Annotated in this window: 25 protein-coding genes; 16 read left to right on the top strand and 9 right to left on the bottom strand. The window is 71.1% G+C overall.

The window, feature by feature from the left end; translation table 11 throughout:
* Positions 1-137: 137 nt before the first annotated feature.
* Complete coding sequence (locus ABD793_RS30685; RefSeq protein WP_344866320.1) at positions 138-617, bottom strand: MarR family winged helix-turn-helix transcriptional regulator; 480 nt, start codon at positions 615-617, stop codon at positions 138-140.
* 156 nt (positions 618-773) lie between these two features.
* On the opposite strand from ABD793_RS30685, the gene ABD793_RS30680 reads away from it, so the two are divergent.
* Genes ABD793_RS30680 through ABD793_RS30670 form a run of 3 tightly spaced genes read left to right on the top strand, consistent with a single transcriptional unit; the run spans position 774 to position 3,411 of the window.
* Entirely contained in the window at positions 774-1,361 is a 588-nt protein-coding gene (locus ABD793_RS30680) for an ArsR/SmtB family transcription factor (protein WP_344866318.1), read from the top strand.
* The gene (locus tag ABD793_RS30675) at positions 1,358-2,581 is read left to right on the top strand and encodes an MFS transporter (protein WP_344866316.1); all 1,224 of its coding nucleotides are present in this window, start codon (positions 1,358-1,360) and stop codon (positions 2,579-2,581) included. Before ABD793_RS30680 ends, ABD793_RS30675 begins: the two co-directional genes overlap by 4 nt.
* A complete protein-coding gene (locus ABD793_RS30670) occupies positions 2,581-3,411 on the top strand; it encodes a metallophosphoesterase family protein (protein ID WP_344866314.1) in 831 nt (276 codons plus the stop codon). Before ABD793_RS30675 ends, ABD793_RS30670 begins: the two co-directional genes overlap by 1 nt.
* 118 nt (positions 3,412-3,529) lie before the next feature.
* Here the strand turns inward: ABD793_RS30670 and ABD793_RS30665 are convergent, their stop codons facing one another.
* Positions 3,530-4,438: a PAC2 family protein gene (locus ABD793_RS30665; protein ID WP_344866312.1), complete on the bottom strand. Its 909-nt coding sequence runs from the start codon at positions 4,436-4,438 to the stop codon at positions 3,530-3,532.
* Between the two features lie 174 nt (positions 4,439-4,612).
* Here ABD793_RS30665 and ABD793_RS30660 point away from each other — a divergent pair, with 174 nt between their 5' ends.
* From ABD793_RS30660 to hisG, 3 genes are all read left to right on the top strand, one after another.
* The gene (locus tag ABD793_RS30660) at positions 4,613-5,299 is read left to right on the top strand and encodes an HAD family hydrolase (RefSeq protein ID WP_344866310.1); all 687 of its coding nucleotides are present in this window, start codon (positions 4,613-4,615) and stop codon (positions 5,297-5,299) included.
* A 64-nt stretch (positions 5,300-5,363) separates the two neighbouring features.
* The gene (locus ABD793_RS30655) at positions 5,364-5,627 is read left to right on the top strand and encodes a phosphoribosyl-ATP diphosphatase (RefSeq protein WP_344866308.1); all 264 of its coding nucleotides are present in this window, start codon (positions 5,364-5,366) and stop codon (positions 5,625-5,627) included.
* 36 nt (positions 5,628-5,663) lie between these two features.
* On the top strand, positions 5,664-6,509 hold the full coding sequence (gene hisG, locus ABD793_RS30650) for an ATP phosphoribosyltransferase (protein WP_344866306.1): 846 nt from the start codon (positions 5,664-5,666) through the stop codon (positions 6,507-6,509).
* Between the two features lie 166 nt (positions 6,510-6,675).
* Here the strand turns inward: hisG and ABD793_RS30645 are convergent, their stop codons facing one another.
* The 3 genes from ABD793_RS30645 to ABD793_RS30635 form a co-directional block, all read right to left on the bottom strand.
* On the bottom strand, positions 6,676-7,611 hold the full coding sequence (locus ABD793_RS30645; RefSeq protein WP_344866304.1) for a ParA family protein: 936 nt from the start codon (positions 7,609-7,611) through the stop codon (positions 6,676-6,678).
* Between the two features lie 61 nt (positions 7,612-7,672).
* A complete protein-coding gene (locus tag ABD793_RS30640) occupies positions 7,673-8,464 on the bottom strand; it encodes a thioesterase family protein (protein WP_344866302.1) in 792 nt (263 codons plus the stop codon).
* On the bottom strand, positions 8,464-9,360 hold the full coding sequence (locus ABD793_RS30635; protein ID WP_344866300.1) for a RecB family exonuclease: 897 nt from the start codon (positions 9,358-9,360) through the stop codon (positions 8,464-8,466). The genes ABD793_RS30640 and ABD793_RS30635 overlap by 1 nt, the downstream gene beginning before the upstream one ends.
* A gap of 177 nt (positions 9,361-9,537) precedes the next feature.
* Here ABD793_RS30635 and ABD793_RS30630 point away from each other — a divergent pair, with 177 nt between their 5' ends.
* Positions 9,538-10,695, top strand: a complete 1,158-nt coding sequence (locus ABD793_RS30630) for a M50 family metallopeptidase (protein WP_344866298.1) — start codon at positions 9,538-9,540, stop codon at positions 10,693-10,695.
* Positions 10,696-10,778: 83 nt separating this feature from the next.
* A complete protein-coding gene (locus tag ABD793_RS30625; protein ID WP_344866296.1) occupies positions 10,779-11,609 on the top strand; it encodes a tRNA (adenine-N1)-methyltransferase in 831 nt (276 codons plus the stop codon).
* Between the two features lie 149 nt (positions 11,610-11,758).
* On the opposite strand, the gene ABD793_RS30620 is transcribed toward ABD793_RS30625, so the two are convergent.
* Positions 11,759-12,211: a hypothetical protein gene (locus tag ABD793_RS30620; protein ID WP_344866294.1), complete on the bottom strand. Its 453-nt coding sequence runs from the start codon at positions 12,209-12,211 to the stop codon at positions 11,759-11,761.
* Complete coding sequence (locus ABD793_RS30615) at positions 12,208-13,134, bottom strand: hypothetical protein (RefSeq protein ID WP_344866292.1); 927 nt, start codon at positions 13,132-13,134, stop codon at positions 12,208-12,210. Before ABD793_RS30615 ends, ABD793_RS30620 begins: the two co-directional genes overlap by 4 nt.
* Positions 13,135-13,446: 312 nt before the next feature.
* On the opposite strand from ABD793_RS30615, the gene arc reads away from it, so the two are divergent.
* The 4 genes from arc to ABD793_RS30595 all read left to right on the top strand — a co-directional run bounded on the left by arc (position 13,447) and on the right by ABD793_RS30595 (position 17,441).
* Complete coding sequence (gene arc, locus ABD793_RS30610; RefSeq protein WP_344866290.1) at positions 13,447-15,249, top strand: proteasome ATPase; 1,803 nt, start codon at positions 13,447-13,449, stop codon at positions 15,247-15,249.
* A gap of 167 nt (positions 15,250-15,416) precedes the next feature.
* Complete coding sequence (locus ABD793_RS30605) at positions 15,417-15,755, top strand: hypothetical protein (protein ID WP_344866288.1); 339 nt, start codon at positions 15,417-15,419, stop codon at positions 15,753-15,755.
* A gap of 75 nt (positions 15,756-15,830) precedes the next feature.
* Positions 15,831-16,748 carry an aldo/keto reductase gene (locus ABD793_RS30600; protein WP_344866286.1) on the top strand — a complete coding sequence of 306 codons (918 nt, stop codon included), beginning with the start codon at positions 15,831-15,833 and terminating at the stop codon, positions 16,746-16,748.
* Positions 16,749-16,820: 72 nt separating this feature from the next.
* Positions 16,821-17,441: a hypothetical protein gene (locus tag ABD793_RS30595; protein ID WP_344866284.1), complete on the top strand. Its 621-nt coding sequence runs from the start codon at positions 16,821-16,823 to the stop codon at positions 17,439-17,441.
* On the opposite strand, the gene ABD793_RS30590 is transcribed toward ABD793_RS30595, so the two are convergent.
* Positions 17,432-17,944 (bottom strand): NUDIX hydrolase, encoded by a 513-nt coding sequence (locus tag ABD793_RS30590; protein WP_344866282.1) that lies wholly within the window; start codon positions 17,942-17,944, stop codon positions 17,432-17,434. The genes ABD793_RS30595 and ABD793_RS30590 overlap by 10 nt on opposite strands.
* Positions 17,945-17,985: 41 nt before the next feature.
* Here ABD793_RS30590 and dop point away from each other — a divergent pair, with 41 nt between their 5' ends.
* The 4 genes from dop (at position 17,986) to prcA (ending at position 21,629) form a co-directional block, all read left to right on the top strand.
* Entirely contained in the window at positions 17,986-19,488 is a 1,503-nt protein-coding gene (gene dop / locus ABD793_RS30585; RefSeq protein ID WP_344866280.1) for a depupylase/deamidase Dop, read from the top strand.
* Positions 19,489-19,576: 88 nt separating this feature from the next.
* On the top strand, positions 19,577-19,771 hold the full coding sequence (locus tag ABD793_RS30580) for a ubiquitin-like protein Pup (protein ID WP_344866278.1): 195 nt from the start codon (positions 19,577-19,579) through the stop codon (positions 19,769-19,771).
* 138 nt (positions 19,772-19,909) lie between these two features.
* Positions 19,910-20,773 (top strand): proteasome subunit beta, encoded by an 864-nt coding sequence (gene prcB / locus ABD793_RS30575; protein ID WP_344866276.1) that lies wholly within the window; start codon positions 19,910-19,912, stop codon positions 20,771-20,773.
* 67 nt (positions 20,774-20,840) lie between these two features.
* The gene (gene prcA, locus ABD793_RS30570; RefSeq protein ID WP_344866274.1) at positions 20,841-21,629 is read left to right on the top strand and encodes a proteasome subunit alpha; all 789 of its coding nucleotides are present in this window, start codon (positions 20,841-20,843) and stop codon (positions 21,627-21,629) included.
* 69 nt (positions 21,630-21,698) lie between these two features.
* On the opposite strand, the gene ABD793_RS30565 is transcribed toward prcA, so the two are convergent.
* On the bottom strand, positions 21,699-22,937 hold the full coding sequence (locus tag ABD793_RS30565; protein WP_344866272.1) for an RNA polymerase sigma factor: 1,239 nt from the start codon (positions 22,935-22,937) through the stop codon (positions 21,699-21,701).

Genomic DNA, 22,937 nt, shown 5'->3' with positions numbered 1-22,937 from the left:
AGTAGGTACGTGGTCACCCACCCAACGCCCGCGCAGTTGCCGAACAACCCAAGCAACGACGACAGCGTCCGGCGCGCTGTCGAGCGCTTCTGACAGCTCCTGGAGCAGGAAGCCGACGCGATCACCGCCGGGCCGGGTCAGCCGGCTATTTCGCCGCTCTCTCCCCGGCGCAGCTCGGTCGCGGCCCGGTCCGCGGCCGCTTCGCTGTCGGCCAGGAACGAGACCAGTGCGGCGAGCTGCCTGCGGTCGAACGTGGCGAGCTTCTCGCCCAGCCTGCCGACCAGCGGTGCGTACAGCTCGGTGAGCTCGGCCATCCGCTCGGGGCGTGCGCGGACCCGCAGCCGCCGCCGGTCGCCGGGATCGGGCACCCGTTCGACGAGCCGGGCGCGTTCCATCCGGTCGAGCAGCCGGGTGAAGGCGCCGGTGGTCAGCCCGAGCAGCCGGGCCAGTTCGGTGGGGGAGTCGGTGACGCCGCTGTGCACCAGCTGCAGGCAGTGCAGTTCGGCCGGGGTGACGCCGAGCCGGTCCGCGACGGCGGTGTGGAACCGGACCGTGGAGCTGACGAACCGGGGCAGCGTCAGTGCGGCGGTGGTGGCGAGTTCTCGCTGGTTGGGCACGGTTCGTTCCTCGGCTGCGGGGTGACTGACACGCACAGTCACTGCTTCGTGCAGTGACTGTGCGTGAGAATAGCGGACCAGGTTGACGCCGGGGCAGCCGGATGCAACTGTGAAAGGACTCTTTCGAAATTATCCTTTCAGAAAGGTCGACGACTGATGGCCGAGCTGCCGCCGCGTACGCGGGTCGATGACGCGGACCTGCTGCGCGCTCTCGCGCATCCGTTGCGGTCTGCGCTGGTGCACCACCTGATGGCGGTCGGTCCGGCCACCGCGAGCGAATGCGCCGAGGCGGTCGGTTCCACGGCGTCGAACTGCAGCTGGCATCTGCGGCGGCTGGCCGGGCACCGGCTTGTCGAACGGGTCGAGGCCGATGACGGCCGGGAACGGCCGTGGCGAGCGGTACCGGTCGGTCTCGACCTCGGTGAGCCGGGCGCCGATCCGGCGCTCGACGCGGCTCGGCTGGCCGTGCTGGGCACGCAGCTGGCGGAGGAGCAGGAGCTCACCCAGCGGTACCTCGACACCGTCGAGGATCTCGAGCCGGACTGGCGCGCCGCGGGTGGCCTGGCGTCTTACTCGGTACGGGTGTCGGCCGCGGAGCTGGAGTCGCTCCTGGCGAAGATCGACGAGCTGGTGCGCCCGTACGTCAGCACGATCCGGCAGGACGCGCCGGCCGACGCTCGGCCGGTGTACGTCGGTCTGCGCGCGTTCCGCCGGATCGCGCACGACGGCACGCCGGCATCGTGAGACGGCTGTTCGCGATCCCGGCCTTCGCCCGGCTGTGGGTTGCGGCGTTCTTCAGCGAGACCGCGGAGTGGATGCTGCAGGTCGCGCTGCCGGTCTATCTGTTCGCCAGCACGGGGTCCGCGGTCACCACCGCGCTGAGCATCGTGCTCGGGCTGCTGCCGGCGGTCCTGTTGAGCCCGGTCGCCGGGGTGGTGGCCGATCGCCGGAACCGGCGTGTGGTGCTGGCGCTGGTGTGCGGCGGGCAGGCCGTGGTGGTACTGCCGCTGCTGGCCGGCGACGGGTTGCCGGTTGCGGTGATCTACCTGGTGATGGCCGCGCAGGCCGGCCTCGCGTCGGTGTTCGAACCTGCCCGGAACGCCCTGGTGCCGGAGCTGGTCGGCGTCGGGGAAGTGACCGCGGCGAACGGCCTGATGAGCGTGGTCGGCAGCGTTGCGCGGCTCGCCGGTGGCTGGGCCGGGGGAGTCCTGCTCGGCTGGGGTGGCCTGGGGCGTGTGGTGGCCGGGTACCTCGCGGCGCTCGCCGTCGCCGGGGTGGTGCTCGCGGCACCGTTGCGTGGCCGAGCGCCCCGGTCGCCGACGGCGGCGCGGCGGACGGAGTGGCTTGCCGGGTTCCGCGAACTGGGGAGCGAGCGGCTGCGGGTGCCGAGCGTCTCGACGCTGCTCACGTCGATCGCGCAGGGCATGTTCCTGGTGCTGTTCGTGGTCTTCGTGCTGGATCTGCTGTCCGGCAGCGAGGCCGACGCCGGGCTGCTGCGCGGGGTACAGGCGATCGGCGGCCTGGTCGCGGGGCTCGCGCTGACCGCCGTCGCGCGCCGGGTCGCCCCGGCCGCTCTGCAGGGCTGGGGCCTGCTCGCGATGGGCGTGGTGTCCGCGGTGATCTGGAACCTGCCGGGACTGACCACGGCGCTCGGCGTCTACGTGGGGCTGTTCATGCTCGTCGGGGCGCCCGGTGTGGTGGCAGGCGCCGGGCTGCTGGCCCACGTGCAGGCGGTGACCTCCGCGGACCGCGCGGGACGGGTGCTGAGCACCACGTTCGCGCTGATGGCGGCGGGCAACGCGGCCGGGTCGCTGCTGGCCGGTGCGCTGGTCTCGGTGACCGGTCCGGGGGTGCTGCTGAATGCGCAGGCCGGGATCCACGCGGTGGCGGGTTTGCTGGTGCTGGGGTGGGCTAAGGGGCGGTTCCGGCGTTCCCCGCGCGCGGAAGTCGTTACGGTGGGGTAGTGCCCTCTCTTTTCGCCACCTCCGACCTGCACGTGACCCACGAGGGCAATGGCCCGCTCGTGGACCGGGTAGTGCCCGACGGACCGGACGACTGGCTGCTGGTCGCCGGCGACGTCGCGGAACGCGCTTCGGTCATCCGGGACACCCTCGCCACGCTCCGCGAGCGGTTCGCGAAGGTGGTGTGGGTGCCGGGCAACCACGAACTGTGGACCACGCCGAAGGACGAATGCCAGCTGCGCGGCCAGGCCCGCTACGAATTCCTGGTGGAGCAGTGCCGGGGGATCGACGTGCTGACCCCCGAGGACGAGTTCCCGGTGTGGGCGCACGGACCGCGGCCGCTCACCATCGCGCCGCTGTTCGTGTTCTACGACTACAGCTGGCGGACCCCCGCGGCCGAGGGGCAGAGCCGCGAGGTGGCGCTGGAGCAGGCCCGCGAGGCCGGTGTCGTGTGCACCGACGAGTACTTCCTGCACCCGGACCCGTACCCGTCCCGGCCCGCGTGGTGCGAAGCGCGGTTGAAGGCCAGCCGGGACCGGCTCGACGCGATCCCGGCCGGCCACGGCACCATCCTGATGTCGCACTGGCCACTGCACCGGCATCCGACGGCACCGCTGTACTACCCGGAGTTCGCGCTCTGGTGCGGGACGACGGAGACCGAGGACTGGCACCTGCGTTACCGCGCGGAGCTGGCCGTGTACGGCCACCTGCACATCCCCCGCAGCACTTCGGCCGACGGCGTGCGGTTCGAGGAGGTCTCGCTCGGCTACCCGCGCGAGTGGAGCAAGCGGGCCCGCGGCGCGGTGCCGGTGCGGAAGCTGCTCACTGCGTGAGCGCTCCGCGCCGGACCCGACGTCCTGCGCAGGCGACCGCGCGCGTTGGGCGGCGGCGCGCACGAGCGTTCGGCGGCGCCGCCGGCCGGGCGTTCGGCCGCGGTGCCGGGCGGGCGGGTCAGCGCAGGCCGAATCCGCCGCTGTCCGGACCGGGCCGGCGACGCCGCAGGTAGCGTTCGAATTCGGCGGCGATCTTGTCGCCCGACATCTCCTCCATGGTGAAGTCGGTCTCCGCGTCGCCGCGCTCCTCGAGGCTGCGCACGTACTCGCTGATCTCCTCGTCCTCGTCGGCCATCTCGCTGACCGTCTGCTGCCACTCCTCGGACTGTTCGGGCAGCGCGCCGAGCGGGATCTCGACGTCGAGCACGTCCTCCAGCTTGTGCAGCAGCGCCAGCGTGGCCTTCGGCGACGGCGGATGCGACACGTAGTGCGGCACGGCCGCCCAGATCGACACACACGGCACCCCGGCCTGCACGCAGTAGTCCTGCAGCACGCCCACGATGCCGGTCGGCCCCTGGTAGTTGTTCAGCTCCAGGTGGAACCGGCTCGCGGTGTCCTTGTCGTAGGCGGTGCCGGTGACCGGGACCGGCCGGGTGTGCGCGGTGTCCGCGAGCAGCGCGCCGAGCGCGACGACGGTCTCCACGTCCAGCTGCACCACGTGCTCGACCAGTTCCGCGCAGAACGCCCGCCAGCGCATGTTCGGCTCCGGACCCTGCACCAGCACCACGTCGCGGTCGAGCCCCTCGGGACGGCAGACCGAGAGCCGTGTGGTGGGCCAGTCCATCCGGCGGCTCACCCCGTCCACCAGCCGGACCGAGGGGCGGCTCACCTGGAAGTCGTAGTACTCGTCCGGCTCCACCTCGGCCAGCGGGGTGGCATCCCAGGTGAGCTGGAGGTGCTCGACGGCACGGCTGGCCGCGTCACCCGCATCGTTCCAGCCTTCGAAAGCCACGACCATCAGAGGACGGTTCGATTCCGGGCGGTCGCGTTCCGGGGCTGCGGGGGTCTGCTCGACTGGGTCACTCACCTGGCCAGCCTACGACCTTCCGCCCCTACGCTGCGCGACGTCCCCGGCCCCGGCGGGTCACCGCCGGTCACGCTCCGGTGTGGCACCGGTCACCCCGGTTCTCGTGGGACCCTGGACCGCAAGGCGGTCCGCGCGGGCCGTCCGCCGGACAGCCCGCTGGGAGAAGGAGAAACCGTGACTGCACCGTCCTCGCCGGACGGACTGGCCGCCGTGCTCTGGGATATGGACGGCACCCTGGTCGATTCCGAGAAGCTGTGGGATGTCGCGCTGTACGAGGCCGCCGAGATGCTCGGCGGCACGTTGTCCGAGGAGATCCGGCTGACCCTGGTCGGGTCGAACATGGACGCCACCGCGACGGTGCTGCTCTCCGCGACCGGCCGCCCGGTGACCCCGGAGTCGGTCGCGGAAACCGGAGAATGGATCCGCCGCCGGACCGCGCGGCTGTTCGACGGCGCGCTGCCGTGGCGTCCGGGCGCTCGTGAGGCACTGTCCGCGGTGCGGGCCTCCGGCGTCCGCTCGGCGCTGGTCACCTCGACCGAACGGGCGCTGACCGAACTGGCGCTCAACTCGATCGGCCGCGAGTTCTTCGATGCCACGGTCTGCGGTGACGAGGTCGGTGGCGAGAACAAGCCGCTGCCGCGGCCGTACCTCAAGGCGGCCGAACTGCTCGGCGTGCGCCCGGCGGAGTGCGTTGCGGTGGAGGATTCGCCACCCGGTGCGGAAGCGGCCGAACGCGCCGGGTGCGCGGTGCTCGTCGTGCCGAACGACGTCGAGGTGCCTGCCGGATCGCGGCGGGTCTTCCGCGGATCGCTGGTCGGGGTCGATGTGCCCGCGCTGGCGGCCCTGCTGGCACAGGTGTGACCCCGGCGGCTTCCGGGTCACCCGGGGCGGCGCAGGCGCGGGCGGGATGGAAGGATCGCTCACCGTGAAGACCTTCGATGAGCTGTTCGCCGAGCTTGCCGGGCGCGCGCGTACCCGTCCCGACGGGTCCGGCACCGTCGTCGCACTCGACGCCGGGGTGCACGCACAGGGCAAGAAGGTGCTCGAAGAAGCCGGCGAGGTGTGGATCGCCGCCGAGTACGAGTCCGACGACCGGCTCGCCGAGGAGATCTCGCAACTGCTGTACCGGGTCCAGGTGCTGATGCTCGGCCGGGGGCTTTCGGCCGAGGACGTGTACCGCTACCTCTGACCCCTGCGCGTACCGGAAAATCGAGGAGAGAGCGAAATGCTGCGTGTTGCCGTGCCGAATAAGGGAGCCCTCGCCGTCGCCGCGGCGGAGATGCTCGCCGAGGCGGGCTACCGCAAGCGCCATGAGCAGCGGGACCTGACAGTGCTCGATCCGGTCAACGAGGTCGAGTTCTTCTTCCTGCGGCCCAAGGACATCGCCATCTACGTCGGTTCCGGGGAACTCGACCTCGGCATCACCGGACGGGATCTGGCACTGGACTCCGGCGCGCCGGTGGAGGAGCTGCTGGCACTCGGCTTCGGCGGGTCCACCTTCCGCTACGCCGCCCCGGCGGGCCGCGACTGGAAACCGGCCGACCTGCACGGAAAGCGGCTCGCCACGTCCTATCCCCGGCTGGTCCGCGACGATCTGGCCCGGCACGGCGTCGAGGCCGAGGTCATCCGGCTCGACGGCGCCGTGGAGATCTCCATCCAGCTCGGTGTCGCGGACGCGATCGCCGACGTGGTGGAGTCCGGCCGTTCGCTGCGCCAGCACAACCTGGTCGCCTTCGGCGACCCGATCTGCGCGTCGGAAGCGGTGCTGCTGCAGCGCGCGGGCAGCGACGCGGAAAAGGCCAAGACCCAGCTGGCGGCACGGCTGCGCGGGGTGGTGTTCGCGCAGCAGTACATGATGCTGGACTACGACTGCCCGCGGGATCTGCTGGACCGCGCGATCGCGATCACGCCGGGCCTCGAGTCGCCGACAGTCGCGCCGCTGGCCGACGAGAAGTGGGTGGCCGTCCGCGCGATGGTGCCACGCAAGGAAGTGAACCTGATCATGGACGAGTTGTCCGAAGCCGGTGCGAAGGCCGTACTGGCCTCGGACATCCGATCCTGCCGGTTGTAGCCCTTCGCCTCGGTTTCGCCGAGGTGCGCGAGATCGTGCGGTGCCGGTCCCTTCCGCCTGTGCGGGGAAGGGACCGGTTGCACCGCCCGGTCCGGAAACCGGTACGAGCTCGCGGCTTGCCGCCGGTTCGCCGTCCACAGTGCACGGTGCCGAGCAGACGGTGGACTCAGCGCGGGCGGCCCGGCCGTTTCGGCATCAGGTCGTAGAGCTTCTTGCGGGCGCCGTTGTCGTTGGCGTTGCGGGCCACCGCGACCTCGGAGATGAAGTCCTCGAAGACGAATTCGTCGTCGGCGGGTACTTCGGTCGGGCCGGGGTTCTGCGCCAGGTAGCTGTCGAGGGTCGCGGCGATCTCGCGGAACGAGACGGCCTGGATCGTCTCCGGCGCGTACGTGGTGACCGGTACCCCGTTCGCCGCGGCCTCGTTCATCACCACACCGAGCGGCACGTGCGACAGCATCGGGATCCCGAACGAGCACATTTCCTGCAGCGCCGCGGCCGCGTAGTGCGAGATCGGCCTGCGGTACAGGCCGGGCACGATGCCGTACCACGCGATCGGCCCGCGGCCGGTGGTCTGCTCCACGTAGCGGACCTGGTCGGCCAGCAGGCGCAGCGCGCGGATGCTCGTCTTGTCCGGCTGCACCGGGACCAGGATGCCGTGCGAGGCGGCCAGCGCGTTGTTGGTGAGCACGTCGAGTGCGGGCGGGCAGTCGATCACCACGTGGTCGTAGTGCGCGAACTGGACCACCCTGGCCAGCTGCCAGCCGGGCACCCGGAACTGGTCGAGCCTGCGGATCAGATCGAACATCCCGGGCGAGGTCGGGATCAGATCGAACGTGCCGCCGCGGCCGATGTTGCTGCGCGGATGCGGCACCGCCAGTTCCTCGACCGAACCCTTCCACAGCTTGGTGAGTGCCTTGGCCAGGCTCGGCTGGTCGGACGGGACCTCGGGCATGCCGAGCATCTCGGTCGTCGCGTGCCCCTGCGGATCCAGGTCGATCAGGAGCACGCGTCTGCCCCGTTCGGCCAGGGCCGCGGCCGCGCCCACGCTCAGCGAGGTCTTGCCGACCCCGCCCTTCTGGTTGACCACCGAGGTGATCTGCATGCCGGAGCGCTCCTTGTCGGTCGTTCCGCGAAGGGTATCGGACCCGCCCGCAGGCGCGCGCTCATCCGCCCCCGGCCTGTCGCGGCCGGACGAGCAGCGCCTGCGCCCCGGAGCCGACCGGCCCGGAAACGTCGTGCAGCGTACTCGTGGCGGTGCCGATCCCGTGCGGTCCGACCAGGGTGACCGCGTCCAGCCCGATCCACTCGCCTTCCGGCCCGCGGCGCAGGTGCACGGTCAGTTCCGAGTTGATGAACCACCACCGGCCGGCGTCCAGGAAGTGCGACACTCCGTTGCCGGAGTCGGCGATGGCGAACAGCCGCTGCAGCCCGCTCGGCTCCTCGCCGTCGACGAGCGGGATCCGCTGCCGTCCCCACACCGCGGCAGGCCCCGGCGCGGACACCGCGCCGCGGACTGCGCGCCATTCGATGGCCTGCAGATAACCGCCGTGCCAGCCGTCCGGGAACGCGGTGGCGGCTCCGGCGTCGGCGGAGGGCAGCAGCGGACCGCCGTCGGTCGCGATCGGTGCGGTGTCCGAGGTGCCGATGCGCCATGCGGACGCACGGGCGACGAGCCTGCCGTTCGCGGACAGCTCGGACTGCAGCAGCTCGACCGACCGGCCCGGACGCTCGATCCAGGACCGCTGTGCGAGCTCCGCGACCGGTGCCGGGCCGAGGATTTCCACGGTGACCCTGGCAAGCTGCGCGGGATGGGTGGCCTCGAGGCCTTCCAGCCCGCGTACGAGCAGCGCGGACGGCGGGCCGAAGTGCTGGGCGTCCGGATCCCACGGACCGCTGGTGTGCTCGGTGGCCGTGTACCGATCGTCGCCGAGCGGGACGAAGAACGCGTCGGCCATCAGTCGGCCCGGTCCAGTGCGGTCTCTTCGCCGGGATCGGGTTCGGGCCAGCCGGGGTAGTCCGGCGGGGTGCCGCCGAACTCCGGGCAGTGCGCCTGGTGGTCGCACCACGAGCACAGCTTGCTCTTGTTCGGCCGGAAGTCGCCGGACTTGCCCGCCCGGAGGATGGCCTGCCAGATCGCCTCCAGGGTGCGTTCGAAGCGCACCAGCTCGGCCTCTTCGGGGGTGTAGGCCAGCGACTGGCCGTCGGTCAGGTACATGAGCTTGAGCTGGCGCGGCACCACGCCCCGCAGCCGCCACAGCACCACGGCGTAGAACTTCATCTGGAACAGCGCCTTGGCCTCGCCGATCTCCCGCGGCGCGGCACCGGTCTTGTAGTCCACGACCCGGATCTCGCCGGTCGGCGCGACGTCCAGCCGGTCGATGTACCCGCGCAGCCGCACCCCGGAGCCCAGCTCGATCTCCACGTGCAGCTCGCACGCCTCCGGCTCCAGCCGCCGCGGGTCCTCGAGCTCGAAGTACGAGTCGAGGAGCTTCTCCGCGGACGAGAGCCACGCGTCGGCCTCGCCCGGCGCGGCATCCGCGAACAGCTCCGTCCACTCCGGACTGGCCGCGGACAGCTCGGTCCAGGTGGGCGCGAGCAGTTCCTTCGCGCGCGGCGCGCGGCGCTCGTCCGCAGGCAGTGCGAAGAGCCGCTCGAGCACCGCGTGCACGAGCGTGCCGCGCAGCTGTGCGCGGGTGGGCACTTCCGGCAGCCGGTCGACCGCGCGAAACCGGTAGAGCAGCGGGCATTGCTTGAAGTCGCTCGCCCTGGACGGCGACAACGCAGGCCGCCGTCGCCGGACGGGCGCGTCGCCGGCGTCCGGTGGGCTGGTGACCGTGGCGGTATCGGACATGGCCAGAGCGTAACGCCGGGCACCGACAGTTCCGTGACCCCGACGCGCGGACGGCCCGGACCGGCTTGCCGAAGCAGGCCCCGCGCCGTTTCGATGCCGGTATGCGCGGGACGACACCACTCGTCCGTGCTGCCCGGGTCACCGGGTTCCCACACCCCGGCCTCTAGGCTGAACGGCATGTCCGCGACCAGTCAGCACGGCGCCGGGCCCGCACGGTCGGCGGCAGGCGGGGACGGTGGTCTCCTGCTGTTCCGGGTCGGCGGGGTTCCGGTCGTGCTCGCCCCGTCCTGGTGGGTGGGTTCGCTGATCATCGTGGTGCTCTACGCACCGCTCGTGGGACGGCTGCTGCCGGAGGTCTCCACGCTCACCGCCTGGCTGCTGGCCGCCGCGTTCGCAGTGCTGCTCGGGCTGTCCGTGCTGGCGCACGAACTGGGCCACTGCGTGGTCGCGCTGCGGCTGGGTATCCCGGTGCGGAGGCTGCGGCTGTTCCTGCTCGGCGGGTTGTCGGAGGTCGCACGCTCGCCGCGGCGGCCGGGCCAGGAAGGCCTGGTCGCCGCGGCCGGGCCGGTGGTTTCGCTGCTGCTGGGCGGGTTCTGCGCGCTGCTGATGTTCGCGGTGCCGCCGGACGGCGCGGTCTGGCTGCTGGTCGCCGAATGCGCCGTGGCCAACCTTGCGGTCGGCGTGTTCAACCTGCTGCCGGGCCTGCCGCTGGACGGCGGCAGGCTGGTGCGGGCCGGGGTCTGGGCGGCCACCGGACTGCGGGCCAAGGGAACGCGGGCCGCGGTGGCCGGTGGCGCGGTGGTGGCGACCGGCCTGATCGTCTGGGCGCTGTGGGGGCTGGCCACGCAGAGCCCGGACCGCTGGCTCCGGCTGGGCGTGTGCCTGGTGACGGCCTGGTTCGTGATTCTCGGTGCCCGTTCCGAGCTCGCCGCGGAGGCCCGCCGGGGCTGGCCCGACGGGCTGCGGCTGGCCGAGCTCGTCCGTCCGGTGCTGCAGCTGCCCGCGGAGAGCCCGGTGTCCGACGCGCTCGCCGCCTCGGCCGGCCGCGGTGTGGTGCTGGTGCGTGCGGACGGGGTCGCGGCAGGTCTGCTGGACGAACAGGCGGCGCAGCAGCTGGCGGGCACCAGCCCGCACGCGCCCGCCGAACTGGCCGCGGAGCCGATCCGCGCGGAGACCGTGCTGCTGGCGTCGGAACCGGGGGAGGAGATCGCCGAGCACGTGCGGGAGACGCCTGCCTGGCAGTTCCTGGTGGTCGACGACGAGGGCCGTCCGGCCGGGGTGCTGCGCCGCGAGGACCTGCGTGCCGCGCTCGCCCGGGGGCGGCGGGCGTACTGAGCTCGCACCCGGGCACCGGTCCGTGCGGGCGACCTGCGAGGATTCCACCTCGGTGTGTCCCGTGGGTCCAGTGGAGGAAGAAGTTGTCGGTCAGCGGACCGTTTCGTGCAGGTGACCGGGTTCAGCTGACCGACTCGAAGGGCAGGCACTACACCCTCACCCTCACCGGCGGCGGGGAATACCACACGCATCGGGGTGCGCTCGCGCACGACGACCTGATCGGACGTCCGGAGGGCTCGGTGGTCACGTCCGCGGGCGGCAGCACGTACCTCGCGCTGCGCCCGCTGCTGCCGGACTACGTGCTCTCGATGCCGCGCGGTGCCCAGGTGATCTACCCGAAGGACGCCGCGCAGATCGTGATGTGGGGCGACATCTACCCGGGCGCGCGAGTGCTGGAGGCCGGTGCCGGTTCGGGTGCGCTGACCTGCTCGCTGCTGCGCGCGGTGGGCCCGGCCGGGCAGGTCTGCTCCTACGAGATCCGGGACGACCACGCCGAGCACGCCGAACGCAACGTGGCGAAGTTCTTCGGCGCGAAACCGGAGAACTGGACGCTCACCGTGGCCGATCTCGCCTCGCACGCCGGCGAGGTCGACCGGGTCGTGCTCGACATGCTGGCCCCGTGGGACCAGCTGCCGAACGTCGCGGAGCACCTGGTGCCCGGCGGGGTGCTGACCGTCTACGTCGCCACCGTGACGCAGCTGTCGCGGGTCACGGAATCCCTGCGCGAGCAGCAGTGCTGGACCGAACCGGAGTCGTGGGAGACGCTGATGCGGCCATGGCACGTGGTCGGACTGGCCGTGCGTCCCGACCACCGGATGGTCGCGCACACGGCATTCCTGCTGACCGCCCGGCGACTCGCCGACGGCACGGTCTCGCCCCGCGTGTCGCGCCGGCCCAGCAAGGGCAAGGGCTAGGCTTTCGATCCGCGGCTGGGTGGCCGCAGAGTGCGGCGTGCGCCGCGGTGGTCCTGGCGCGTCGGTGTCGCATCCGTTGACTGAGCGGGCGATCGTCGGCACAACTGTTCCCGGAATCGGGCTCCGGGACCGAAGCCCCCCGTCGACCGCTAGTCGGCGAGGCACCACCGGCCGTGCTCCCGGTGCAGCGGAAACGCGGTGTCCTGGTGCCCGCCGGTGGCCTCCACGTGGACCGTCACGGTGGCTTCCTCGCCGGACACCACCGGCGGGCCGGTGAGCGTGACGTGCATCGGTCCTGCCGCGTCCCAGCGTGACTGGAGTGCGGCCAACGCCTGCGCGGTCTGCGGCCGGCAGGCGAGCTTTCCGAATCCGGCCGAATCCGCATCCGCGATGGCCTGCACGAGCGCGTTCGCCAGGACGGTGGTCGCGACGCGATCCGCCTCCGGCGCCGGGGACGGTGCGGTGGTCCGCGGTGCCGGAGGCGGGACAGCGCTGGTGACCGGAGGGCCGGACCCGGCCCGTCCGACGAGGAACAGGCCGAGGAACCCGCCGGCCACCAGCGCCGCGAGCACGATCAGCGTTGCGGCGAGCCCGCGGTTCACTGGTGGTCCGCGGCGACCTTCCCGATGCACCAGAGGCCGCCTTGCCGGTAACCGGTCAGCGTGCCGTCGGCGGTCTTGCTTCCCTGGGTCACGTGGTACCGGGCGGTGGCCTGGTCGCCGGTTTCCTGCGGGCTGCCGGTGATCTCGAAGTGCACGCCGGAGGGCAGATCGCCGTCCGAGGGCTTCTGTCCCTTGGTGAGGTCGGTGCAGAGCATCGAGAAGAGGGTGTCCTCGTCCGAGTTGTTGTACGCCTCGGCCGCCGCGGTGAACAACTCGCCCGACGACGGCTTTCCGCCCGAAGCTGCCTCGCCGTCGCCGGTGCCGGTGCCGCTCGACGTCGGCGCGCTGGAGGCTCCGCTGCTCGGTTCGGTGAACCGCGGCGGGCCCGGCTCCGTCTGCGAGGACGAGGACGGCGGCGCGGCGGTGTTGTTCCCGGAGTCGTCATCGCCGCCGGAGAGCCCGATGACGAGCCCGATCGCGCCGCCGACCACGACCACGGCGCCGACTGCGATCCCGATGATCAGGCCGGTCTTTTTCTTCTTGGGCGGCTCCTGGCCGAAGTCGCCGAACTGCTGCGGACCGCCCGGCTGCTGCCCCGGCGCACCGAAACCGCCCTGGTTCCAGCCCTGCTGCTGGCCGCCCTGGTCCCAGCCGCCCGGCTGGGGCTGGCCGCCCTGCTGCCCGCCCTGGTTCCAGCCGCCGGGTTGCTGCTGGCCGTCCCAGCCGGGCGGTGCCTGGCCGGGTGGCGGCTGGTTCCAGCCGCCCTGCTGCCCCTGCCCCGGCGCGGGCTGCTGCCCGTAGGGATTCGGCTGCTGCGGCTGCCCACCTGGGTTCCAGCCCCCGGGCTGCTGCGGCGGGTAGGTCATCTCGATGCCCCCTGCGTTTTCGTGATCGTGGTCCCCGTCCACCGTGGTGGTGGTCACGACGGATGCTAGCCAGCACCGCCGGTACCGGCGCGGCCAGCCCGCAACGCTGTCTGTTTCGCCCGGATTCCGGACCGGTGCCGGATTGGCCGCGGTGGCGCCGGGGTCCTCGCCGGACGCTCGGGCAGCGCGGGCGGAACCCGGGGTAACGGTGCCGGGTCCGCGGTACCGAAACGGACGCTTGCGCGCTCGCCGCGGTCGTGCTGGGCGGGCACCGGAAACGCGACGCGCCGATCTTGTGATGCGGAAAGGCCTTTTCTTGTCGGTGATCGCCGGTACCGTGGAATGAAAAGCACTCCGAGGAGGTGCCCAATGCACCATGACCTTCCCGGAGGTCGGCGCGAGGAGGCCGACCCTTCAGCAACAAGCGGAACTGAGCAGACAAGCGATGAGCAGGCACGGCAGATCCGCTTTCTCGAGGAGGAAGTGGCACTGCTGCGCCGCAGGCTCACCGATTCACCACGCCAGAACCGCGTTCTCGAACAGCGCCTCGCCGAGGCAACGGAACGGGTGAATCAGCTCACCGAGCGCAACACCAAACTGGTCGAAACGCTGCGTGAGGCCAGGGGGCAGCTGCTTGCCCTCCGGGAGGAAGTCGACCGGCTCGCGCAGCCGCCGAGCGGGTACGGGGTGTTCGTCGCCTCGTACGAGGACAACACGGTGGATGTCTACACCGCGGGCCGCAAGATGCGGGTTTCGGTGTCGCCGGCCGTGGAGATCTCGTCGTTGAGCCGCGGTCAGGCGCTGCGGCTGAACGAGGCCCTGACCGTCGTCGAGGGCGGGGACTTCGAGCGCACCGGTGAGGTGTGCGCGCTGCGCGAGGTACTCGCCCCGGATGTCGAGGACGGCAGTCCGCGGGCGCTCGTGGTGGGCCATGCGGACGAGGAGCGGGTGGTCCTGCTGTCCGATCCGCTCGCCGAGCAGGCGCTGAAACCGGGCGATTCGCTGCTCGTGGACTCGAAGGCGGGCTATGCCTACGAGCGGGTGCCGAAGGCGGAGGTCGAGGACCTCGTGCTGGAAGAGGTGCCCGACGTCCGCTACGAGGACATCGGCGGGCTCGGCAGGCAGATCGAGCAGATCCGGGACGCGGTGGAACTGCCGTTCCTGCACGCCGAGCTGTACCAGCAGTACCAGCTGCGCCCGCCGAAGGGCGTGCTGCTCTACGGCCCGCCGGGCTGCGGGAAGACGCTCATCGCGAAGGCGGTGGCGAACTCGCTGGCCAAGAAGGTCGCCGGGGCCCGCGGTGAGGCGGCGGACGGGAAGTCCTACTTCCTCAACATCAAGGGCCCGGAGCTGCTGAACAAGTTCGTCGGCGAGACCGAGCGGTCGATCCGGCTGATCTTCCAGCGGGCGCGGGAGAAGGCGTCGGAGGGCACTCCGGTGATCGTGTTCTTCGACGAGATGGACTCGATCTTCCGCACGCGTGGTTCGGGCGTTTCGTCCGATGTGGAGACCACCATCGTGCCGCAGCTGCTGTCCGAGATCGACGGCGTCGAGGGGCTGGAGAACGTCATCGTCATCGGCGCCTCCAACCGCGAGGACATGATCGACCCGGCGATCCTGCGTCCCGGCAGGCTCGACGTGAAGATCAAGATCGAGCGTCCGGACGCCGAAGGTGCGAAGGACATCTTCTCGAAGTACCTGGCCGAGGGCCTGCCGATCCACTCCGACGACCTGGCGGAGTTCGGCGGGGACCAGAAGGCCACGTTCGACGCGATGATCCAGCACACCGTCGAGCGGATGTACGAGGAGAGCGACGAGAACCGGTTCCTCGAGGTGACCTACGCCAACGGGGACAAGGAAGTCCTGTACTTCCGCGACTTCAACTCGGGCGCGATGATCCAGAACATCGTGGACCGGGCGAAGAAATCCGCGATCAAGTCGGTGATCGAGACCAGCCAGCCCGGTCTGCGCGTGCAGCACCTGCTGGACGCGATCGTGGACGAGTTCGCGGAGAACGAGGACCTGCCCAACACCACCAACCCGGACGACTGGGCCCGGATCTCCGGCAAGAAGGGCGAGCGGATCGTCTACATCCGCACGCTGGTCACCGGCAAGAACCAGGAATCGGGGCGGGCGATCGACACCGCCACGAACACCGGTCAGTACCTGTAGGCAGTACCTGTAAGCAGCGCGATCCGAGGGCCCGCCGGCAGCGTCCGGCGGGCCCTCGGCGTTGTGGTGTGAGATAGGTCACCGTCCTGACTTCGCTGAGTGACCGCCACGCCGGGGAAGCGGGCGTAACCGGGAAATGGTCGTATAACGCCCTATACTCCGCAGCTGTGCCGACCGATGATTCCCGCCCGCGCCCACCGGTCACCGAGACCGACATCCTGGCCTGGCTGGAGACCACAGCCGCCGCGGTCCGCGCGGGGGAGCTGGCCGCGGACGAGCTCATCGAGCTGATCGGGGAGTTGCGGCGTGCGTCCGCGGCGTGCGCCGACGCGTCCGACTGGGCTCTCCTCGCGGCCCGTGAGGAAGGCGCGAGTCTCCGTCAGATCGCCCCGGTATTCGGCAAGGGCTACGTCCGGGCACCCGCCGCACGGCTGGAAAAGCTGCACCGGCAAGCCCAGAACTCCAGCCAATGGCTCGCCATCCTGCGGCACAACCAAAGTGTATAACGACCTATACATCAGGTGATTAGCCGAGTATCCCAACGACAACCGCCAAAACCCCGCAACGACGGAGAGACCTTCATGGAGCAGATCGCGGTAGGACTCGCGGCGCTCGGCCGTCCGGCCTACCTCAACCTGGGCCGGGACCTGCCGGTGGACCGGGACGTACCGGCGATGCGGGCGGCGACACACGCGGTGCTCGACGACGCGTATCGGGCGGGTGTGCGCTGGGTCGATGTCGCGCGTTCCTACGGCCGGTCCGAAGAATTCCTCGGCGGCTGGCTCGAGGAACGCGGCCATCGTGACGTGACGGTCTCGAGCAAATGGGGCTACCGCTACGTCGGGGAGTGGCGGATCGACGCGGATGTGCACGAGGTCAAGGAACACAGCCTCGCGCGCTTGCGGGAGCAGTGGGCGCGCACCCGTGAGCTCCTGAACGGGCACGTCGACCTGTACCAGGTGCATTCGCTCACTGTGGACAGTCCACTTTTCACCGATGCGCCGCTGCTCGACGCGCTGGCCGGGCTTTCCGCAGACGGCGCCGAGGTCGGCTTCTCCACGTCCGGACCGGCGCAGGCGGACGCGGTGCGCAGGGCGTTCGAGCTGACCGTGGCCGGGCAGCCGGTGTTCACCTCCGTGCAGTCCACCTGGAACGTGCTGGAGCCCTCGGCGGGCGCCGCACTCACCGAGGCACACGAGGCCGGGAACCGGGTACTGGTCAAGGAAACCCTGGCGAATGGGCGGCTCGCGGTCGAAGCACCGGAGCCGGTGCGGCGGATCGCGGCGGAGCACGAGGTGGGGCCGGACGCGGTCGCGGTGGCCGCGGTCCTGGTGCAGGACTGGGTTTCGGTCGCGGTGCTCGGGCCGTCGAGTACTGCGCAGCTGGCGGCGAACCTGGCCGCGGTGCGGGTGCCGAAAGCTGCGCTGGCCGAGCTGGGTGCGCTGGCACAGGATCCGGGGGAGTACTGGGCGCAGCGGTCCCACCTCCGGTGGAACTGAGCGGCTGCACTACCCTCGGGCGCATCGCGGACCCCGGGTGGTCCGGCCGCGGAGTGTGCGGAGGGGTGGCAGGTGCGTCATCGGCAGGTGCCGGCGGTCGCCGTACTGGTCGGGCTGGGGGCGTTGACGCTGGCCGGCTGCGGGAACCGGCCCAACGATCTGGAGACCTATTACGACGATCCTTCGCCGGTCCCGGAGACGAGTGCGCCGGCCCAGCCGCCTGCCGCGGCACCGGCGCCTGCACCCGCGTCGCCGAAGAGTTCCGGTGCGGTCGCCGATCCGCAGCGGGGGCTGCTGTCCGATGAGGACGTTGCCGAGGAAGGCGTGACACCGGGCGCGGGCCGGGTTTCCGGATGCCTGAGCGGGCTCGCGGCCGGGGAGCGGCGTTCGGCGAGCTGGGTGTATCCGAGTGGTTCGGTGCTGACGAACGATGTGACGGCGTACCCGGACCGGGCGGGCAGGGACGTGGTGTCGGGTGCGGAGTGTGCCGGCACGGTGGTTTCGCTGCCTGCCGCAACGGGAGTCGCCGAACAGCGGGCGTGGTGTGCAGGTGCCACCTGCTCGGTGTTGCTGGCGAAGGGAAACGTCGTGTCGGCGCTGAGCGTGGCGGCGAGTACTCCGGCTCGGGCGCAGGATGCGGCGAAGCGCCTGCTGCCGAAGCTGGCGGCGAAGCTGGCGGTGGTTCAGCCGTAGCGGCGGAACCACTCGTGTACTCCGGCGCGTCCGTCCGGGATGAACGGGCTGGCCGGGTCGTCGACCCAGGCGCGCAGCTGATCGAGCGGCATCCAGCGGCCGTCCACGATCTCCTCGGGCTGGTGGCGGATCGGGCCGTCCCAGCGGACTTCGAAGGCGAAGTTGTGGCAGCGCACGGTGCCCTCGTCGTAGATCTTGGTGAACAGCGGAGTTGGTTCCACTCCGTGGACGCCCAGTTCCTCGGCGAGTTCGCGGCGGGCGCAGGCGGCCGGGGTTTCGCCTGCCGCGACCACGCCGCCTGCCCAGCAGTCCCAGGTGGACGGGAAGACGTCCTTGTCGGCCGTGCGCAGGTGCACGTAGACCGACCGGCCGTCGCCCGATCGGACCAGCACGACGCCCGCCGCGTGCCAGAGGCCTTCCGCGCGCACGCGTGACCGCAGGGCTTGCCCGGCCGGCTGGCCGTCGCGGTCATAGAGGGCAACGAGTTCGTCACTGCCTGGCATGGGGGCATCGTCGCACGCGGTCAACCCGTAGGGTGGTGGGTATGCGTCGGATCATGGGAACCGAAGTCGAGTACGGCATCGCCGTGCCCGGGGACGCCACGGCGAACCCGGTGCTCACCTCGACTCAGGTGGTGCTGGCCTACGCGGCTGCGGCGGACATCCCGCGGGCGCGGCGGGCGCGCTGGGATTACGAGGTGGAGTCGCCGCTGCGGGACGCGCGCGGGTTCGATCTGACCGGTCCGGGCGGGCCGGGGCACGATCCGGACGTGGAGGATCTGGGTGCGGCGAACGTGATCCTCACCAACGGGGCGCGGTTGTACGTGGACCACGCGCATCCGGAGTACTCGGCGCCGGAGGTCACGAACGCGCGGGACGCGGTGATCTGGGACAAGGCAGGCGAGCGGGTGATGGAGGAGGCCGCGTTGAAGGCGGCGACCGTGCCCGGACAGCCGCCTTTGCAGCTGTACAAGAACAACGTGGACGGCAAGGGTGCCAGTTACGGCACGCACGAGAACTACCTGATGGCGCGGTCGACGCCGTTCACCGCAGTGATCGGGGGGCTCACGCCGTTCTTCGCCTCGCGGCAGGTGATCACCGGTTCCGGGCGGGTGGGGATCGGGCAGCAGAGCGAGGAGGCCGGTTTCCAGCTCTCGCAGCGGGCGGACTACATCGAGGTCGAGGTCGGGCTGGAGACCACGCTCAAGCGCGGCATCATCAACACGCGTGACGAGCCGCATGCGGATGCGGACAAGTACCGGCGGCTGCACGTGATCGTCGGGGACGCGAACCTGGCGGAGTACGCGACCTACCTGAAGGTCGGGACGACGGCGCTGGTGCTGGATCTGATCGAGGCGGGTATCCGGTTCGACGATCTCAAACTGGAGGAGCCGGTGCGCGCGGTGCACCGGATCAGCCATGATCCGACGCTCAAGGTGAAGGTCGACCTGGCGAACGGGAAGAAGTTCACCGGGCTGGACCTGCAGTTCGCCTACCACGAGGTGGTGGCGGCGAACCTGGAGCGCACCGGCGCGGACGAGGCGTCGAAGGAGGTGCTGCGGGTCTGGGGCGAGGTGCTGGACGCGCTGGCACGAGACCCGGCGGAGTGCGCGGACCGGCTGGACTGGCCTGCGAAGCTGCGGTTGCTCGAGGGGTACCGGGAGCGGGACCAGCTGGCCTGGGGTGCGCCGCGATTGCGGCTGGTGGACCTGCAGTACTCGGATGTGCGGCTGGGGAAGGGGCTGTACAACCGGCTGGTCACCCGGGGTTCGATGAAGCGGCTGGTCACCGAGGAGGAGGTGCGCGCGGCGGTCACCACTCCGCCGTCCGACACGCGGGCCTACTTCCGGGGCAGGGCGCTGGAGAAGTACGCGACGTCGATCGCGGCGGCGTCGTGGGATTCGGTGATCTTCGACGTGGGCCGGGAATCGCTGGTGCGGATCCCGACGCTGGAGCCGCTGCGGGGGACGAAGGCGCACGTCGGGAAGCTGCTGGACGCGTCGGCCACGGCGGAGGAGCTGGTCGAGGCGATCACCGGTTCGGACTAGCCGAAACCGGCACTGTGGCGGGCGCGTGGGCACCGATTGTCCGGCTCGCTCGGTAGGCTTAAGGGTATCGGCCACACCGGGAGGCGACATGGCGCAGGAGAAGATCGAGAAGCACGGTGGCGGGGACTCCGACGAGGAGTTCGACGAGACCGGCGCGGCGGGCCAGGAGCGGCGCGAGCAGCTCGGCGAGGACGTGGACACGATCCTGGACGAGATCGACGACGTGCTCGAGGAGAACGCCGAGGACTTCGTCCGCGCGTACGTGCAGAAGGGCGGCGAGTAGCCGCTTGCCCCGCGGTGCCGGTTCCGGATCGGGCCGGTGTCGCGGGCGGCACGGGTGGCAGGCATGCTTCGGTGCCGGTGGTGTCCTGGTGGGCGTCGTCGGTGCCGGACACGGGAGAGATGGGAACCAAGAGCACGTATGGACAACACCTCCGCTGGGGCGGGTTTTTCGGGGCCCGGCCTGCCGTCGGCCTATTTCTCGCCGGCGTCGTCGTCGTTTTCGGACTTCGTGCGGGCGGCCGCGCCCGAGCTGTTGCCGGGGCGGCAGGTCTCGGCCGGGGCGGCCGGCCTGGACGTGCCGCACGGCACCACGATCGTGGCGTTGACGTTCGCCGGTGGGGTGCTGATCGCCGGTGATCGGCGGGCGACGTCCGGGAATCTGATCGCGAGCAGGGACATCGAGAAGGTGCACGTCACCGACGAGTATTCGGCGGTGGGGATCGCCGGGACCGCGGGGCTGGCCGTGGAGATGGTCCGGTTGTACGGGGTGGAGCTGGCGCACTACGAGAAGATCGAGGGTGTGTCGCTGTCGCTGGACGGCAAGACGAACAAGCTGGCCGGGATGGTGAAGGCCAACCTGGAGATGGCGATGGCCGGCCTGGCGGTGGTGCCGTTGTTCGTGGGGTACGACCTGGAGGCCGAGGACGCGAAGCATGCGGGCCGGATCGTGTCGTACGACCCTGCGGGCGGGCGGTACGAGGAGTATGCCGGGTATGCCGGGGTCGGGTCGGGTTCGCTGTTCGCGAAGTCGGCGCTGAAGAAGCTGTACGACCCGGATGCGGACGAGGAAGCGGCGGTGCGGGCCGCGGTGGAGGCGTTGTACGACGCGGCGGACGACGACACCGCGAGTGGCGGGCCGGATCTGGTGCGGCGGATTTTCCCGAGCGTCATCACGATCACCGCGGAGCAGGGCGCGGTGCAGCTGCCGCCGGAGCGGACCGCCGCGGTGGCGGAGGCGGTGGTGGCCGGCCGGGCCGAGCACAACCACCATCGGGCGAGCTGAGGTCGCCGATGTTCCTGCATGCTGATCAATCGAGCGCCGGTACGCCGGAGAACGTGGAGCCGACACCGTGACGATGCCGTTGTATGCCTCTCCCGAGCAGTTGATGCGGGAGCGTTCCGAGCTGGCGCGCAAGGGGATCGCGCGGGGGCGGAGCGTGGTGGTGCTGAAGTATGCCGGCGGGGTGTTGTTCGTGGCGGAGAATCCGTCGACGACGTTGCACAAGGTGTCGGAGATCTACGACCGGATCGGATTTGCCGCGGTGGGCCGGTTTTCGGAGTTCGAGAACCTGCGGGTGGCGGGGATCCGGCACGCGGATCTGAAGGGGTATCAGTACGACCGCCGGGATGTGAGTGCGCGGGCGCTGGCGAACGCGTATGCCGCGACGCTGGGCAGTATTTTCACCGAGCAGCTGAAGCCGTTCGAGGTGGAGGTGTGCGTGGCCGAGGTCGGGGCGAGTGCGGCGGAGGATCAGCTGTACCGGCTCACCTTCGACGGGGGCATTTTCGACGAGTCGCCGTTCGTGGTGATGGGTGGTCAGACGGATCCGATCAGCACGAAGCTGAAGGACGTGGTGGATCCGGAGCACGATCTGCGTACCGCGCTGGCCACTGCGATCGAGGGCCTGCGGGCGACCGCGACGTCGTCGAACGGTAATGGCGCATCGGCGGAGGCGGACCAGATCAAGCTGGAGGTGGCGGTGCTGGACCGGGCGCGGCCGCGGCGGGCGTTCCGTCGGCTGTCCGGTGCGGCGTTGGAGGCGTTGCTGCCGGAGCCGAAGGGCGATGAGCCCTCCGGTGAGGAGAAGGACGGCGCGTCCGAGAAGGGTTCTTCCGGGGGCACCGCCGAGAAGGAGTGACCTGTGGTGTGACGGCGCCGTCCGGGTGTTCCGGGCGGCCCCGTTGTCGTCGGCTGGGTCCGGGGGGTGTCACTTTCGCGGCTGTGTGCGGCGGCGGAGGAGGGCGCGTTCCGGTTCGGTGCGTGCGGATCCGAGGGCGTGCCGGTAGGCCTCGGCGGCTTCGGTGTGGCGCCCGGCCCGTTCGAGCAGGTCGGCGCGGGCCACGTCGTACGGGTGGTAGCCGCGCAGGGCCGGTTCGTCGGCCAGGGTGTCGAGCAGCGCCAGTCCTGCGTCGGGGCCGTCGCGCATGGCGACTGCGGCTGCGCGGTTGAGCGCCACCACGGGGGACCGCGTGCGGGTGGCCAGTACGTCGTAGAGGGCCACGATCTGGGGCCAGTCGGTGCGCCGGACGTCGGGGGCTTCGTCGTGCAGGGCGGCGATCGCTGCCTGGACGGCGTACTGGCCGGGTGGGGTGCCGCCGAGTGCGTGCGGCAGGAGTGCGCGGCCTTCGGTGATGAGGCTGGAGTTCCAGCGGGTGCGGTCCTGGTCTTCGAGCAGGACCGGTGAGCCGTCGGGAGCGGTGCGGGCGGGGTGGCGGGCGTGCACGAGGAGCAGTAGTGCCAGCAGACCGGTGGCTTCGCGTTCGGCCGGGAGGAGGCGGTGCAGGATCCTGGCCAGCCGGATGGCTTCGTCGGCGAGGTCGAGGCGTTGCAGGTGCGGGCCGGAGCTGGCGGCGTAGCCCTCGGTGAAGATCGAGTACAGCACCGCGAGGACGCCGGGCAGCCGTTCGGTGAGTTCGTCGTCGCGGGGGACGCGGAACGGGATGCGGGCGGTGCGGATGCGGTTCTTGGCGCGCACGATGCGTTTGGCCATGGTCGGGGTGGGGACGAGGAACGCGCGTGCCACCTCGGGAGTGGTGAGCCCTGCCAGGCAGCGCAGGGTCAGTGCCAGGCGGTCCTCGGCGGCGAGTGCGGGGTGCGTGCAGGTGAAGAAGAGCCGGAGCCGGTCGTCGGGGAGTCCGTCCTCGGCGGTGGGGGCGGGCTCGGCGCGGTCGAGTTCTGCTTGCAGGACGGCGAGTTTGGCGGCGTGGGCCTGGTCGCGGCGGAGCCGGTCGACGGCTTTGCGGCGGGCGGTGGTCATCAGCCAGGCGCCGGGGTTGGGCGGGACGCCGTGCGCAGGCCAGTGCACCAGTGCGGCTTCGATCGCGTCGGCGGCGACGTCCTCGGCCAGGTCCAGGTCGCCGAACCGGTGGACGAGGGCGCCGAGCAGGCGGCCGTGCTCCTCGCGGAACACGGCCGCCACGGACGCGTGTGCGGTCCGTGGCGGCAT

Source organism: Amycolatopsis ultiminotia (assembly GCF_039536925.1).
In the GTDB taxonomy this organism is placed as follows: Bacteria; Actinomycetota; Actinomycetes; order Mycobacteriales; family Pseudonocardiaceae; genus Amycolatopsis; species Amycolatopsis ultiminotia.
Note: the sequence above shows the minus strand (reverse complement) of the source record. Positions and strands in the feature narration are given on the sequence as shown.

What these genes read in the sequence shown, in the direction of transcription:
- ABD793_RS30680 (WP_344866318.1), top strand. Translation starts at nt 774, where the DNA reads ATGGCCGAGCTGCCGCCGCGTACGCGGGTCGATGACGCGGACCTGCTG.
- hisG (WP_344866306.1), top strand. Translation starts at nt 5,664, where the DNA reads ATGCTGCGTGTTGCCGTGCCGAATAAGGGAGCCCTCGCCGTCGCCGCG.
- ABD793_RS30645 (WP_344866304.1), bottom strand. Translation starts at nt 7,611, where the DNA reads ATGCAGATCACCTCGGTGGTCAACCAGAAGGGCGGGGTCGGCAAGACC.
- ABD793_RS30640 (WP_344866302.1), bottom strand. Translation starts at nt 8,464, where the DNA reads ATGGCCGACGCGTTCTTCGTCCCGCTCGGCGACGATCGGTACACGGCC.
- ABD793_RS30635 (WP_344866300.1), bottom strand. Translation starts at nt 9,360, where the DNA reads ATGTCCGATACCGCCACGGTCACCAGCCCACCGGACGCCGGCGACGCG.
- ABD793_RS30630 (WP_344866298.1), top strand. Translation starts at nt 9,538, where the DNA reads ATGTCCGCGACCAGTCAGCACGGCGCCGGGCCCGCACGGTCGGCGGCA.
- arc (WP_344866290.1), top strand. Translation starts at nt 13,447, where the DNA reads ATGCACCATGACCTTCCCGGAGGTCGGCGCGAGGAGGCCGACCCTTCA.
- ABD793_RS30600 (WP_344866286.1), top strand. Translation starts at nt 15,831, where the DNA reads ATGGAGCAGATCGCGGTAGGACTCGCGGCGCTCGGCCGTCCGGCCTAC.
- ABD793_RS30590 (WP_344866282.1), bottom strand. Translation starts at nt 17,944, where the DNA reads ATGCCAGGCAGTGACGAACTCGTTGCCCTCTATGACCGCGACGGCCAG.
- dop (WP_344866280.1), top strand. Translation starts at nt 17,986, where the DNA reads ATGCGTCGGATCATGGGAACCGAAGTCGAGTACGGCATCGCCGTGCCC.
- ABD793_RS30580 (WP_344866278.1), top strand. Translation starts at nt 19,577, where the DNA reads ATGGCGCAGGAGAAGATCGAGAAGCACGGTGGCGGGGACTCCGACGAG.
- prcB (WP_344866276.1), top strand. Translation starts at nt 19,910, where the DNA reads ATGGACAACACCTCCGCTGGGGCGGGTTTTTCGGGGCCCGGCCTGCCG.
- ABD793_RS30565 (WP_344866272.1), bottom strand. Translation starts at nt 22,937, where the DNA reads ATGCCGCCACGGACCGCACACGCGTCCGTGGCGGCCGTGTTCCGCGAG.